General features: G+C 65.1%; 11 protein-coding genes. 9 read left to right on the top strand and 2 right to left on the bottom strand.

Going from position 1 to position 14,130, the window contains the following annotated elements:
• Positions 1-87: 87 nt before the first annotated feature.
• Both JQX11_RS22730 and JQX11_RS22725 read left to right on the top strand, forming a co-directional pair.
• Positions 88-3,417: a type ISP restriction/modification enzyme gene (locus JQX11_RS22730; RefSeq protein ID WP_204927009.1), complete on the top strand. Its 3,330-nt coding sequence runs from the start codon at positions 88-90 to the stop codon at positions 3,415-3,417.
• A 413-nt stretch (positions 3,418-3,830) separates the two neighbouring features.
• Positions 3,831-4,526, top strand: a complete 696-nt coding sequence (locus JQX11_RS22725; RefSeq protein ID WP_204927008.1) for an alpha/beta fold hydrolase — start codon at positions 3,831-3,833, stop codon at positions 4,524-4,526.
• A gap of 133 nt (positions 4,527-4,659) precedes the next feature.
• On the opposite strand, the gene JQX11_RS22720 is transcribed toward JQX11_RS22725, so the two are convergent.
• Positions 4,660-4,908: a flavin reductase gene (locus JQX11_RS22720; RefSeq protein WP_204927007.1), complete on the bottom strand. Its 249-nt coding sequence runs from the start codon at positions 4,906-4,908 to the stop codon at positions 4,660-4,662.
• Positions 4,909-5,064: 156 nt separating this feature from the next.
• On the opposite strand from JQX11_RS22720, the gene JQX11_RS22715 reads away from it, so the two are divergent.
• From JQX11_RS22715 to JQX11_RS22695, 5 genes are all read left to right on the top strand, one after another.
• Entirely contained in the window at positions 5,065-5,271 is a 207-nt protein-coding gene (locus JQX11_RS22715) for a helix-turn-helix transcriptional regulator (RefSeq protein ID WP_088646531.1), read from the top strand.
• 140 nt (positions 5,272-5,411) lie between these two features.
• Positions 5,412-6,026 (top strand): hypothetical protein, encoded by a 615-nt coding sequence (locus JQX11_RS22710; protein ID WP_204927006.1) that lies wholly within the window; start codon positions 5,412-5,414, stop codon positions 6,024-6,026.
• Between the two features lie 32 nt (positions 6,027-6,058).
• A complete protein-coding gene (locus JQX11_RS22705) occupies positions 6,059-6,553 on the top strand; it encodes a hypothetical protein (RefSeq protein WP_372444628.1) in 495 nt (164 codons plus the stop codon).
• 87 nt (positions 6,554-6,640) lie between these two features.
• On the top strand, positions 6,641-9,214 hold the full coding sequence (locus tag JQX11_RS22700; protein WP_204927004.1) for a hypothetical protein: 2,574 nt from the start codon (positions 6,641-6,643) through the stop codon (positions 9,212-9,214).
• Positions 9,215-9,835: 621 nt separating this feature from the next.
• On the top strand, positions 9,836-10,459 hold the full coding sequence (locus JQX11_RS22695; RefSeq protein WP_204927003.1) for a DUF4145 domain-containing protein: 624 nt from the start codon (positions 9,836-9,838) through the stop codon (positions 10,457-10,459).
• Between the two features lie 109 nt (positions 10,460-10,568).
• Here JQX11_RS22695 and JQX11_RS22690 read toward each other — a convergent pair whose 3' ends face one another.
• Entirely contained in the window at positions 10,569-11,714 is a 1,146-nt protein-coding gene (locus JQX11_RS22690; RefSeq protein ID WP_204927002.1) for an MrcB family domain-containing protein, read from the bottom strand.
• 257 nt (positions 11,715-11,971) lie between these two features.
• Here JQX11_RS22690 and JQX11_RS22685 point away from each other — a divergent pair, with 257 nt between their 5' ends.
• Both JQX11_RS22685 and JQX11_RS22680 read left to right on the top strand, forming a co-directional pair.
• Positions 11,972-13,510 (top strand): GNAT family N-acetyltransferase, encoded by a 1,539-nt coding sequence (locus tag JQX11_RS22685; RefSeq protein ID WP_204927001.1) that lies wholly within the window; start codon positions 11,972-11,974, stop codon positions 13,508-13,510.
• Between the two features lie 5 nt (positions 13,511-13,515).
• On the top strand, positions 13,516-14,010 hold the full coding sequence (locus JQX11_RS22680) for an ASCH domain-containing protein (protein WP_204927000.1): 495 nt from the start codon (positions 13,516-13,518) through the stop codon (positions 14,008-14,010).
• Positions 14,011-14,130 lie beyond the last annotated feature (120 nt).

The following is a 14,130-nucleotide window of genomic DNA, read 5'->3' as shown; positions in this document are numbered from 1 at the left end:
GAACGACCTTGCCCCTACCAGCGGTCCTTGCGTCAGAACCGGCTTGCCGTACGCTGACCGCTACGTGTGCCCCGGGGGAGGTAGCTAATGGCGGCGGGTGTGAACTCAGCTTGGCTGGCCAGCGCGTTGCAGGAGTTCGGCCAGGCTTGCGCCGACAAGTTGTCGGGTCCAGGTGACGCTGAGGCGGCCATCCGTGCGCCGATTGAGGTTCTCCTTGCGGCAGTGGGGAAGCGTCTCGGCCTGAAAGTCGTGCCCCACGATGAGGTTCGAGACACGGAACGGGGTGTGCGCCCGGATTACGCCATCAGCGTGAATGGCGCAATAACTGGTTATGTCGAAGTGAAGCGACCCGGGAAGTCAATCGATCCGGGCTCTTTCAGAGGTCATGACCTGAATCAGTGGCTTCGCCAACGAGATTTACCGAACCTTATTTACACGAATGGCTCCGATTGGCGGCTGTGGCGAGATGGAGAACTCCTTGCGACCGTCACGCTTGAAGGTGGCCCTCTAGAGACAGCAGGCAACGGCCTTACGACGCCGGGGCAGGAATTCGAGCAGCTAGTTACCAACTTTTTGCGGTGGAGCCCTGCCCCTATCACCTCAGTCGGTGCACTCGTTCGCGCTATCGCGCCCCTTACACGCCTACTCAGGGGAGAAGTACTCGACCAGCTTTATGATGAGCGCAGACGGGTTGCGGCTGGTGACGAAAAGTGGACTCAGCCATTTCTTGGCCTGGCTTCCGACTGGCGCTCCCTTCTCTTTCCGCAAGCAGATGACGGCACCTTCGCGGATGGCTACGCCCAAACTGTGACGTTTGCACTTCTTTTGGCGCGCAGTGAAGGAATCTCACTGACCGATGGAAGCCTCCATGACGTCGGCACGCGCATGGCAGAAGAGCACTCCCTTATGGGCCGTGCGCTACAACTCTTGACAGACAATCTTGCAGGAGATTTCCGAGTCACGCTTGACCTCCTTACTCGGGTAATCAGCGCTGTCAACTGGGTGCGGGTAAGATCCGGCAGTCGTGACACATACCTCCATCTATACGAGAACTTCCTAGAGATCTATGATCCGGACCTACGCCAGAGGTCCGGCTCTTACTACACGCCGCGCGAGGTCGTCGCGGAAATGGTACGGCTGACTGAGAGCGTCCTCAAGACTCGGCTAGCTGAGAATTCTGGCTTTTCGTCTGATCGGGTGCGGACGGTTGATCCAGCCATGGGCACCGGGACCTATCTACATGAGGTCATAAGTCGCGTGGCCGATGTAGAGGGTCAGGAAGCCCTGCGGGATGGCCCGGGGGCAGTCAAGGGCGCGGTTCAGTCGGCAGTGCAGTCGCTGATACAACGGCTCATCGGCTTCGAGCTCCAGATGGGCCCCTATGCCGTAGCAGAGCTGCGGATAACGGATCTCCTCCGGAAGTTTGGTGCCGAGGGTTCGGCCAGTGGCATGAGAACATATGTAACTGACACCCTGGACGACCCATATGTCGATGTCGAGCAGCTCGGATCTGGCCTGGGCACCATTGCTGCGTCCCGCAAGAGAGCCAACGAAGTCAAGGCGGATGTGCCCGTTACCGTCGTGATCGGCAACCCTCCTTATCTTGATCGGGACCAGAGCCAGGGCGGCTGGGTGAGGTTTGGATCCGAAGGAAAGGCGAGTCGCAAGCGCGGCAGGGTCCTTCTTGACGATTTCCGAGCTAACGGCAACGGGCTTGCCGAGTTCCGCATGAATACCGCATACGTTTACTTCTGGCGCTGGGCTTGCTGGAAGGTATTCGATGCGCATGAGTCAGACAACCTGGGGGTCGTCTGCTTCATCACGCCGAACAGTTACACGCATGGCCCAGCCTTCAAGGGCATGCGCGAATACCTTCGGCGAAAGGCATCCGAGGGTTGGGTTATCAACGTTACGCCGGAAGGTATCAGGCCTGACGCCGCCACTCGCTTCTTCCCTGGGGTTGGTGCAACGCTGGCCATCGGGATCTTCGTTCGGGACGGCTCATCATCCAACGATGCCCCTGCCCGTATCCGCTACACCGAGGTATACGGCCGGAAGGAAGAAAAGTATGAGGCCCTAGCTCAGCTTGAGTTGGATGGTGGCGATTGGCGTGAAGCTCGAACCGGATGGCAAGATCCCTTTACGCCTGCCGCGGGCGGAGCTTGGGATTCATGGCCGGCGCTAGGTGATCTCTTTCCTTGGAATACGACCGGAATCCTGGCGAATCGAACCTGGATCTACTCGGCCGATCAAGAGGTCCTAGCGAAGCGATGGAACACGATCACGTCCGAGCCCGACCTCGAAGTGAAGCGTGAACTGTTCAAGGAAAGCCGTGATGCGAACCTTGTGAAGGTAAAGAAGTCATTGCCAGGGATCCGGGTGGAGTCTGGGCAGCGCCCATTCCGCGAAGAGCGAGGCCCGCTGCCGGTTCCGGTTCTCGTGGGATTTCGCTCCTTCGACCGGCAATGGATCATTCCAGATCACCGGTTAATCCACTCGGCTTCGACTGCACTCTGGGCGTCGCACTCAGAGAGCCAGGTCTTCGGGATTGAGCAACATTCGAAGAGCATCTCATCGGGGCCGGGCATCATTTTTACTGCACTAGTCCCTGAGGCCAACCACTTTAATAACCGAGGTGGCCGCGCTTTGCCAATGCTTCACCCGGATGGCTCGCTCAATGCGCCGCCGAGACTCCGGGAAAAGCTAAGCGAGGAACTAGGTCTGCCTATTGGCGAGTGGGACGTTGCTGCATACATTGCAGGCGTTGTAAGCCACAGGGGATTTACGAGCTACTTCCAGGACGAACTTACTACCCCCGGCGTACGGGTTCCGGTTACTCGCGACGCGGAACTCTGGGGGAAGGCTGTCTCTCTCGGTAAGCAAGTTATCTGGCTCCACACCTATGGTGCCCGGTTCTGGGACGAAAACGAGGGGCGACCGAAGGGAAACGTACGGTTCCTCGCCGGAGACTCCCGGCAGCCCCTTAGCCTGGAGCCGGTGTCCCAAATGCCAGAGGCGATGATTTATGACGAGGAACGCCTTATCCTCTGCCTCGGCGAGGGGCGTTGGGGGCCAGTATTGCCCGCTGTTTGGAACTACGATGTCGGGGGCGTGAACGTCCTCTGGTCATGGTTCAACTACCGCAAGAGGAATCCGGGCGGCAAAAAGACAAGTCCTTTGGACTTTGTCCACGTTGAATCATGGCCTAATGAGTGGACCAGGGACCTGGTCGATCTCCTCACGGTATTGACACGGCTCGTCGAACTGGAGCCGGAACAGGAATCCTTGCTGACCAGGATCACTGGGACCGGCCTCTACACCGCCTCCGAACTCGCGGAGCTTGGGGTTCGGTGGCCCACCGTCAAGAAGCGAGATATGTCTCCGCGCTATGAGGGCAGCCTGATACAGGATGTATAGATCGGCCGGGCTCGGTTTCACCTCTGGTCTCGCCGTCTCAGTTGTCGTCTCGTTCGCCCACGTTCAGAGTTGTCCGGCCAGGTTCCGCCCCGCGCGGGCGCTGGGGCTCGGTACGGTCTGTGCGCTGGGCGAACGTGGGACAACAGACTTGGAAAGCGTGTTGGGATAAAACCCTCACGAGTTCGAATCTCGTATCCTCCGCTCGTCTGAGCAGCACCAACGCGAGGGTCGGCCCCGGTCGGGAGCCGACCCTTCGTTGTTTCCTCCGACGCCCGGCCGAGCGTCCGCGTCCGCCGGTAGCACCCGGTCCCGCTGCGCTATGCCCGTGGCAGAACGGGCGTACCGTACCCCGCCCCGGTCTCTAGGGTCGGCGCAGGTGGGGTGGTGGGGTGCCGCCCGGTGAGGAGGCAGCGATGCGGATCGTCTTCGTGCACGGGGCGTGCGTACGCGACGGGGCGTGGTGGTGGTCCCGGGTCGACGCGCTGCTCGCGGCCGCCGGGACGGCGAGCGTCGCGGTACGGCTACCGAGCTGCGGCGAGCTGCCGGACACGCGCCGACCGGCGGGGCTGGACGACGACGTCGAGGAGACCCGTCGGGTCCTGCGCGACGCCGGGCCGGCGATCGTCGTCGCCCACTCCTACGGCGGGATGGTCGCCACTGCGGCGGCCGACGCCGGGGACGTCCGGCACCTCGTCTACGTCAGCTCGTTCCTGCCCGACGTGGGTGAGTCCCTGGCCGATCTCGGGCCCAGCGGACCCGCGCCCCACCTGGAGTTCTTCCCCGACGGCACGTTCGCGGCCCGGCCCGAACTGGTCCCGCCGCTGTTCCTGCACGACTGTGACGAGGCGGCGGTGGAGGGCGCCATGACCCGGCTGGTCCGGCAGAATGCCGCCGCGCTCACCACCCCGGTCCGCCACGCGGGCTGGCGGTCGACCCCGTCGACGGCGGTGGTCTGCACCGGGGACCGGGCCACCCCGCCGGAGGTGCAGCGCGCCCAGGCGGCCAGGGCGGGGCGGACGGTGGAGCTGGCCACCGGGCACCATCCGATGCTCTCCCACCCGGAGCTGCTCGCCGGGCTGCTGCGGGAAATCGCCGCCGAACACGACTGACGACGTATGCGCGGGACGCATACCGTTCATCCTCCGCTCGTCTGAGCAGCACCAACGCGAGGGTCGGCCCTGATCCGGAGCCGACCTTTCGTCGCTTCCCGAAGCTGTGCCAGGACAGGGCGGCCAGGAGGGGTCAGGCCCTGGGGGTCGTCTTCACCCAGCCCAGGAAGCGCTGGTACGTGCCGATCGGGTCGGGCGGCTCGGGGCAGATCCGGGTGAGGTCGGCCATTGCTTCGCGGAACAACTCGGCAAGGTCGACCGCGAGGTTGACCCGCTCCCCCGCGTACTCGGCGATCAGGTCGAGCCGAGCCCTCCCGCAGGGCCAGGGCAGCGCATCGGCGGTGCAGATCCAGAGAGGTCTGAGCGGCGCGTGTCTCTGCATGTCGCCTCCGATGTGGGTCCGAACTTCGCGGCACCCCGACCCGCCGGGAGGCTCCTCCACCGGGCCGGAGGCCATCTCTACCTCACCGCAACTGGCATACACTTGTCAATCAGCAAGGAGCGATAGTCAAGCCAATGCCGTGCTTACGGTCGAACGGTGAAGCGACCGCGCTTGTACGGACCGGGCGAACTGGCCGCCCTGTTCAACGTGTCGCGGCAACGGGTTCTACAGATCACCCGCCGGCCCGGCTTCCCCGAACCGCTCGCCCGCCTGATCGGCACCACGGTCTGGGACGCGGACGAGGTGGACGAGTGGGCACGCCACCACCGCCCACCCCGCCCACCTGCGGAAGACGACGAGTAGCCGCCCGGCCCGTCGGGCAGGGCAGCAGCAACACCGGCATGCCTCCCACCGCGAACCCCGGTACGGTGCGGGCACTCGCGACGGCCCTGAACCCGTCGTACACATGTGCTATCCACAGGGTGTGGACGGCGGGGGGTGGGATGAGTTACCAGCTCAGCGCGGTCGTCGCGGATGTCGAGCTGCTCCGTGAGCAGACCGCCGACCTGGATCACGCGGTGCTGGCGGCGCTGCGGCAGGATTTCGCGCTGCTGCCGGTGACCCCGCAGTTGGTCGAGGAGCTGACCGGCGCGCTGCCGGACTACCACCCCGGGGAGCCGACCGCCGAGCAGCCGTTCGAGCTGGTCTTCTCACCGGCCCTGGGCGGGTTGCTGGACCGCTGGTCGCGGCGGGGTCCGGTGGCGTACCTGGAGGCGGAGTTCGCCGGCGGGATCGGCCACCAGGCGTCGGCGGTGTGGCTCGGCGGCCGGTTGAGCTGGGGTCCCCGCTTCGACTCCGCCTTCACGCTGCCGCGCGGGGAGTGGCCGATCAACGCGGCGCTGGCCCGGCTCGGCGTGGAGCCCGGCCGGTGGCTGGACCCGTTCGCCGAGCTGGGCCTGCACCTGGAGCGGAACACGGACGGCTGGCTGACCCACGGCCGGCGCGGCCTGACCGCCGACTACTGGGACGAGCTGGCCGAGGAGTGGGAGGAGCAGGAATTCGCGGCTGACCAGCAACCTGAACGCCCCGGTCCCGTTGGGGACTGGGGGATTCCATGAAATTGCGACAATTTGCCGTGCTTGCGGCGTTACTGGTGGCTGCCTCGGCGTCGGGCAGCGGCACCCGTCCGTCGGGGCCCGACACCCCGGCGCGGCCGATCGGCGTCAGCCAGGTGGTCGGGCTGCACGGCCTGGCCGGGGCCGAGTTCGGTGCCAGCGAGACGGAGCTGACCCGGCGCGGGGTGCTGCGCTCCGACGCCGACACCTGCGGCATGACGCTGGCCGGGCACGGGACGGCCAGCCCGATCTTCGTCGACGACCGGCTGGTGCTGCTCTGGCTCGACGATCCGATGAGCACCCCGGAGGGGATCACCGTCGGTACCCCCGTCGAGGAGGTGCTGAGCCGCTACCCGTCGGCGGTCCGGCTGCACGCTCCACAGCGGACGTACCGGTTCGACGGGCTGTTGGCCCGCGACGGCGACCGGGGTTACCTCTTTCTGCACGACGGCACCGCCGTCCGGGAGATCATCGCCGGGTACGCCGACTGGGCCCGCCGCCTCTTCGACGAGGGCTACGGCCCCTGCTGAACTCCGACCACGACGTATTGTCCGTGACCGGTCCCGATGAGAACATCTCCTGGCCACGCAGTCGGCGTGGCACGTCACGGGGGATAGATGTCACGCACCGTCATGTCCCGCCCGGTAATCCGGGCCGGGAAGTCACTGCCGCGCCTCACGCTCGTCACCCTGCTCGTCTCGACCCTGGCCGCCGGCCCGATCGCCACGGGCGGGGCACCGGCCCCGGCTGCGGCGGTCGGTTCATCCGGCAGCGGGGCGACCCACTCGCCGGCACCCGCCACATCGGACCTTCCGTCACCGCCCGCCACGGCCCGGGAGACGCCGGCCGCCGCATCCGGCCTAGACACACCGGCCCGGGACGTGCCGGTCCCCGCAGCGGAGCAGACCCCGCCGCACCTGGCGACGACCCCGGCCCCCGGTGCGCAGGACGCCGGGCTGAGCACCGAACAGCCGCGCACCCGCTCCACCACCATCGTCCGGCAGCCCAAGCCACCCCGCTCCCGTTGCAGCGGCGGTCTGACCCTCGGCACGGTCGTCACCTGCACCGCGATCGTCGACCAGGCGCAGGACGTCTGGACCGTCACCACCACCGCCGACGACGACCTGCTGCTGATCCAGCTCGGTCGGGGCACCGGGCGGGACTCCGTCGGCGGCCGGGTCACCGATGCCACCGGCCGGGAACTCTGCCGGCTCGGCGTGGACGCGAACCGCTGCCGGGTCGGTGCCGCCGGGGCGTACCGGATCACCCTGCAACTGCCGTACCCCACCGGACGGGGCGACTACACGATCGCGGCCGAGTCGACGCGTACCCCGTCGAGCTGCGGGCAGTTGCCGGTGGACCTGTTCGACTTCGGGTCACCGGGGAGCACGGTGACGCTGCCGGCCGGGGCGGCCGCCCGGTGTCACCTGTTCGACCAGCCGCGCGGCGCGCTGGTGCGGTTCGCCGACCCGGGCGGTCCGCGCGACATCCGGGGGCTGATCCTCGACGGGCAGCGGCTGACGCTCTGCGAGTTGAGCTACGGCGGCGGTGACTGCCGGCTCGACCGGCCGGGCCCCTACCGGCTGCTGAGCTGGGAACAGTACGGCAAAGAGGGCACCCACCTGGTCAAGGCGCGGCGGCTGTCCGACCCGGCGGGCTGCCAGAGCCTGCCGCTCGCCCCGTACGGCGACCCGGGCAGTGCCGTGAACAGCGGTGCGACCCCGGCCGGCGAGACGACCTGCCACATCTTCAGCACCGACGCGGCCCGGCCGCTGCTCGTCCGCGCCGTCAGCCTCGACGCCACCAGCTTCGACTGGCAGGTGCTGGACGCGACGGGCGCTGAGGTCTGCGCCCGGGAGGGCATACCGGTCTGTGCCGTGCCGGCCGCCGGCCGGTACACCCTGCTGGTCAGCAGCCCCCGCTACGCCGACCGGACCCACCGATACGAGGTGGCACTGAACCCGCTCGACCGGGCCGACGGGTGCGCGCCGGCCACCGGCTACACCCCCTGGGACCAACCGGCCCTCCAGGTGAGTCAGGTCGCCCGGGTACAGACCAACTGCCATCCCTTCACCGGCCGGGCCGGTGAACGGGTCATCGTGTCCGGTGCACGCTGGACCCAGGACACGGGTGGCAACCGGATCTGCACCGAGTCGTCCGACCAGGTCGGCTGCGTGCTCCCGGCCGACGGCGACTACCGGGTGATCTCGTACCGGGAGTGGAGCGGCAACAGCGTCGAGACGTACCCGTTGGGTATCCGGCGGATCTCCGACCCGGTGGGCTGCCCCACGGTCCGGCCCGGCAGCTACGGCGCCGCGCCCACCGGTGCCCCGGCCCCGGTCGCGTGCCGGATCCTGGACGTCCCGGCCGCCGGGGTCTACCGGGTGACCGCCCTGCACGGCGACAACGTGACCACGTTCGCCCGGGTCCTCGACACCGCAGGCCGGACGGTCTGCGCCCAGGTCCGCTGCCCGCTGCCCGCCGGCCGGCACACCCTGCTGGCCAGCGTGGACGCCACCAGCACCACCGAGTTCGCGGTGTCCCTGCTGCCGCTGCGGCCGACCGGGTGCACACCCGTCTCCGACGCCGGCTGGGCCGACGCGCCGCACCGGGGCCGGATCGACACCTCCGGCCAGGTCAACTGCCTGACCCTGGCCACCCCGTCCGGGGCGTCGATCGCCGCGCTGCTGCCTGTCGACGCCGCGTTGAACGTCGACATCGTGGACGCGGACGGCGAGTCGGAGTGCAGCCTCTGGTGGTACACCTGGCACGGCTGCGAACTGGACGGCCCGGCACCGCACTCGGCGCTGCTCACCGGGCAGACCTGGGTCACGCAGCTGGCGTACACGGTGGGCTTCGCCCGGACCGACGCGCCGGCCTGCCCGACGCTGCCCCGGGACACCACGGACACCACCGTGACCACCGGCCCGGACCGCCTCGCGGCCTGCTTCACCGTCCCGGCCGACCAGCACGACGCCCGGCAGACCCTCACCTGGGCGCGCACCGCCGGCACCGGCCGGGCCCGGCTGACCGTCTTCGACGGAACGGGCCGGTCGACGTGCGGGACGGACCGCGCCGCCCAGGGCACCGTCACCTGCGCGCTGCCTCCCGGCCCGGTCACCGTGCTGCTGGACACCGACGGCAACACCGCCACCTACCGGCTGAGCCACCGGAACGCCGGCACCTCCTGACCCGGTCGCGGGCCGGCCCCGACCAGGGGTCGGCCCGGCCCGGCAAACACGGAACGCCCGGTGCGATCCTCGCGGATCGACCGGGCGTTCTCGCTGTTCACGAGCGGTGGCGGCGGGATTTGAACCCGCGGAGGGCGTAAACCCTCACACGCTTTCGAGGTCTGCGACCACGCGTTCGGCCCGGATCAACCGGATCCATCAGCAGGTGACACACGTGTGCACCCCTCCCCCGGACGGCCGCGAACGTCGACGAACGAGACCACAAACGAGACCATTCCGGGAACTCCGTCGACCGCGAGGCAGGAGCGTGACTACTCCGCTGAGGACTCCCTAGATTCGACGGCCGGGCAGGCTCGACCTCGCCTTCGCTGCAACGCGAGGCCGATCTCGCCTCCTCCGCCTCCTCGTTGCCTGGCGTTAGGATCAGTCGTCCGCCGTGGCCCCGTCACCTGCCGAGGTAAGCCGGTGCCTCTGCGACTCGCTCCATCCTTGGTGTCGAGCTTGCGAGCTGCCGCGGCGTTGAGTCGCCAGGCTCAGGCAGGGTAGGTAGCGCCCGGGTTTGGACGTAGGCTTCCTCGGGTGACAGGAGCTTACTGTGCTTGGTGCCAGCGATACGCACACATGGCATATGTGGACGGATCGCGAGCGGCGACCTGGTTCATGGACACAGAGACGGTGATGGCGACAACCATGGCCTGTTACAGGTGTGACGGCTGTTCGGGACTGATGATTGCCTCCATCGAAACCGGCAGCTATCCGGATAGCAATGAGGTTAGCGACATCCTGTCTTTCCTCGGCGACCATCGAGAATTCTTGCGGTGGACCCCGGCCGGTTCCCTTTCAAAGGGCTTTCCAGACGTCCCTGAACACATTGGAGGGGCGGCATCGGAGGCATATCGATGCGCCGATAGCCATGACCTAAGGGCAGCCGTCCTGCTTGCGCGCTCAGTAATTGAGGCTACCGCCAAGGAGAAGGGCATTGAACACGGCGGGCTGGCGGCGAAGATCGACGAGATGCGCAACCAAGAGCTGATCAGAGAACATATCAAAGAGGCGGCTCACGAAGTGCGCCACCTCGGAAACGAGATGGCGCACGGCGACTTCGTCGATCCCGTATCCCCGGAAGACGCCGACCTTGTCTTGGCGCTCATGACCGAAGTGCTTGCCGAAGTCTTTCAATCACCCGCGAAGGTGGCCAGAGCCCGAGCAGCTCGCGCTGCGAAGAGCCGGGCCGCCACGCCTTGATCCTGCCTCCCGGACTTCCCGAACTTCTCATGCCAATGCCAGCCTAGGGCTCGATATACGGCAGCGAGGCGCGGTCCGACGTATTCAAACACCCTTAGGGTTCTCGTTCCTAAATGTCGGCTAACGAGAGCATCGATTCTGCCAGGAGACTCGGAGCGCCACTAGGAGTCCGCCCGAACCACTGGGCTCCATGGCGCCAGATAGCTTCGATACCAAGGGAAACCATAAGGTCGACTAGCGCGTCGCCCACCGGTTCCGAGAACAGAGCAACCAAGGCCGGGTCGTTGCGGCCGTTCTCGCGGTAGCAGAAGTGTCTGTAGGAGAAAAGCTGGCCGATTGCGTCCCGGGCGGCGTGCTCTGCATTCGCGCCTACAGTCTTAACTTCGACTAGCCAATGGTTCGCTGCGCCAGTGACAGTGAGGTCACAGGGATGCGCGTTGTTCGCTGGAATAAGTCCGGCAGCTTTGACTGCCTTGGCAAAGTCGTTCAACAAAGCTTCGTGGCGCGGCTTCCGCTCTTGAACATACTCTTTCATCTGCGCGCGATATTCAGCAGACGTTTTTGGACGGAACGCGGGCGGCTTGGGCTTAAATTTTGGCTTGGCCTTTTCCGAGCCGGCCGTAGTATTGATCAAACCAGGTTTCGTCGCAAGGATCTCACCTTTGATCTCGACGCACATTGCGTAAAGTGCGAGGAATCGATCAAGATGTGCGCGAAGCGACATCTCGTCCGGCAAGTGTGCCGGGTCATACTCAATCGCTGCGACGTTGCCCTCTTCGTAGCCACACGGCAGGAACCGGTTCCGCGGCGCACCGAGCTCGATAACCTCCGCCAGATCGTGCAACGCGTCATCACTCAGGTACTTGCGTAGCAGGATGGCCTCGGCGCGGAGTTCAGCCAGAGCTGCCCGATCTTGTGCAACGCCCGTTAAGCCCCTGTGCCCGGCGTTCCGCTGATGCTGGGTTGCGCCCTGATTCATGCTTAGGTAAACCCGCGACAGATCCTGCCGAAACAGGTAGACAACGTAGAGTCCTTCCTGGGCCGTCGTGGTCACGTTGCTGTCGAGGATCGCGATCCACGGCACCACGGGAAGACTCTGGCCTGCGCCACTGGCGAGCACCTTCATACCGGGCGGTACGAGCGCGGGCAGCTCCCGCCGGGCAGCCCGCAGGTGGTGCTGCGCGGGTTGATCCCTCCCTCCGGAGTGGATATAGGCCTTTTGCTGAACGCCCCGGAGTGCCTCGCTCAGATCCATATCGAAGGATACTAGAGAAGGCGTGCGCACCTTTGCTCGGCCGATCGCTCATGATCCCCCACAACTATCGGCCCATCTGATCCTCCCAGCGGCACTGGGTTCGCACAGACGCCACGGTCTCAAGCGGCACCGGCACCGCCGGCCAGGAGACACGTCGGCCAGCATCCCTGGTCGGCCGTCAAGCGTCGTGGATCCGTCGGCTAGCTGACAGATGTATCGATCTTCCCTAGACGCGTCCTGGCTGGGATCATGAACGTATGGTGGCCGGAGGATCCTTACCAAGCGGCAGCGACCCTCAGCCCAGGCTACGCCTCCTCATCGACACCAATGTATTCATCGCGGTGGAGCCATACTCTGGCGCAACGGAGCCCAAGCTCATACCGGCGGCCCGGCTTGTGCGCCTCGTGGCGGAGAACGGCCATCGGCTGTTCGTTCACCCCGCAACGGTGGACGACCTAGCCGAAGGCAAAGACGCCACCCGACTAGCTCAACAGATCGCGGAGTTCGGCAAGTACTCGACGCTCGAAGAGAGCCCAATTACCGAAACGCTAATAGCCAAAGCAGGCGCCAGCCCCGAAGGCAGCAATAATCACAGAGATCTGCGCCTTCTCGCCGCCTTGCATGCTCACGCCGCCAATTACCTAATCACCGAAGACCTTGGCCTCACAAAGCGCGCACGACGAGCCGGCCTCGCAGACGCGGTGCTCTCGATCGCCGAAGCCGTCGCGCTACTTGAAAGCCTGCTACCAAGAGAATTTGAACCCCCGCCGCAGGTTGAACGCATCGCCGCATATACCCTGAATCCAGATCAGCCCATATTCACGTCACTTCGCAGTAGTTACGATGGGTTCGATGAGTGGCTTGCTAAGGTGCAGGCCGACTCCGACAACAGGACCTGCTTGATCATTCGGCATGGCGAAGACTACGCAGCCTTGGGACTACTCAAAGACGAACCCGACTGCGACTACGACTTCGTCCAGCCAGTACTAAAGATAACTACATTCAAGGTCGGCGAGGACTACTCAGGCGCGAAGTACGGCGAGCTGCTCCTTAAGGCAATCTTCAAGATTGCTAGACACACCCATGCGGCCACCACCTATGTCGAGGTATTTGATCAGCACTCATTGCTTATCAGCCTCTTCGAGGATTTCGGCTTTGCGCAGACAGAACACCGGACTTCCCGCGGCGAATTCGTTCTCGCCAAGTCGTTCATCCCGGCGAACGCCGAAGAATTGAGCGACTTGGAGTACCACCGACGCTTCGGCCCCCCAGCCATTCGCGCCTCAAGAGCGTTTCTAGTTCCAATCGAGCCAAAGTGGCATGAACAACTGTTCCCAGACTCGCCGCTGTCGAAGGTCTACACCGCGGTCCAGCCGACGTTGCCCGGGATGTCTCAGCGGCCGCACCCCTGGGGCAATGCGCTACGTAAGGCCTACCTCACTAAGAGTGGAATTCGCAAGCTGCAGCCCGGTGACGCTTTGCTGTTCTACCGGTCACGCGACACCAGCGCGGTGGATGCAGTCGGGGTAGTGGAAGACACGCTGAGGTCTCAGGATCCAGGGGAGATTCTCACCTTCGTCGGTAGGCGCACGGTCTACACGCCGAGTGATATTGCCACCATGTGTAGAACTGGACCCCCACTAGCGATACTCTTCCGGCAAGATAGGTTCATTGAGCCCGCCTGGCAGGTGGGCGAGCTCAACGAGCGCAAGGTAGTAAGGGGCTGGCCGCAGTCCATCACCGAGGTGTCGCACGAGGAGGGGTTGGAGTGGGTGCGAAGCCAGCTAGCCGAGTAGCTCTCATGTCACTGCATCCCCAGTACGCGAAGCGGATTCTTCTCGGAAGCAAAAAGGTCGAGTTTCGCAAGCGTCGACTCGCCGACGATGTTGAGATCGTTTTGATCTACGCGACGGCGCCAGTACAGCGTGTCGTGGGGATGTTTTCTATTAAGAGCACGATTGAGGGGACGCCTGAAGAGGTCTGGCAACGGGCTGGCGAGGTGGGCGGAATCGCGCACGCGGACTATGAAGCGTATTATCGCGCTTCAGCTAAAGCGGTTGCGCTCGTCGTCAAGAATCCTAAGGCCTTCGTGCGCCCCCTCACGCTGCGGGACATTTCCCCGGCTCTTGTACCTCCTCAAAGCTTCAATTACCTGCCGATCGAAACGCTCAACTGCTTTCCCAGTACGTACAGCCTAGGCAAGCCGCGTGAAAAGTATCGGCAGCTAGACCTATTGGCGTGCCTGCCCTGGAATGACGACGAGGCGCCAGCTCAGCCTGAGAGAACCGCGGCTTAGCGTTGCGGCGAGGGCGTTGATCAGCGCCAAGCGCAGGACGGAAGGCGGTGGGTAACTTTACCTCTGCTGTTGCGCCACATTACGGCTTAACCCAATAGAGCGAAGCGCGGGTGCATAGGC

This window comes from Micromonospora humida, from assembly GCF_016901255.1.
In the GTDB taxonomy this organism is placed as follows: Bacteria; Actinomycetota; Actinomycetes; order Mycobacteriales; family Micromonosporaceae; genus Micromonospora; species Micromonospora wenchangensis.
The sequence above is the reverse complement of the archived record's forward strand: the minus strand, read 5'-3'. Positions and strand labels throughout refer to the sequence as shown.

What these genes read in the sequence shown, in the direction of transcription:
- JQX11_RS22690 (WP_204927002.1), bottom strand. Translation starts at nt 11,714, where the DNA reads ATGGATCTGAGCGAGGCACTCCGGGGCGTTCAGCAAAAGGCCTATATC.
- JQX11_RS22680 (WP_204927000.1), top strand. Translation starts at nt 13,516, where the DNA reads ATGTCACTGCATCCCCAGTACGCGAAGCGGATTCTTCTCGGAAGCAAA.
- JQX11_RS22685 (WP_204927001.1), top strand. Translation starts at nt 11,972, where the DNA reads ATGGTGGCCGGAGGATCCTTACCAAGCGGCAGCGACCCTCAGCCCAGG.
- JQX11_RS22730 (WP_204927009.1), top strand. Translation starts at nt 88, where the DNA reads ATGGCGGCGGGTGTGAACTCAGCTTGGCTGGCCAGCGCGTTGCAGGAG.
- JQX11_RS22700 (WP_204927004.1), top strand. Translation starts at nt 6,641, where the DNA reads ATGTCACGCACCGTCATGTCCCGCCCGGTAATCCGGGCCGGGAAGTCA.
- JQX11_RS22720 (WP_204927007.1), bottom strand. Translation starts at nt 4,908, where the DNA reads ATGCAGAGACACGCGCCGCTCAGACCTCTCTGGATCTGCACCGCCGAT.
- JQX11_RS22725 (WP_204927008.1), top strand. Translation starts at nt 3,831, where the DNA reads ATGCGGATCGTCTTCGTGCACGGGGCGTGCGTACGCGACGGGGCGTGG.
- JQX11_RS22710 (WP_204927006.1), top strand. Translation starts at nt 5,412, where the DNA reads ATGAGTTACCAGCTCAGCGCGGTCGTCGCGGATGTCGAGCTGCTCCGT.
- JQX11_RS22695 (WP_204927003.1), top strand. Translation starts at nt 9,836, where the DNA reads ATGGCATATGTGGACGGATCGCGAGCGGCGACCTGGTTCATGGACACA.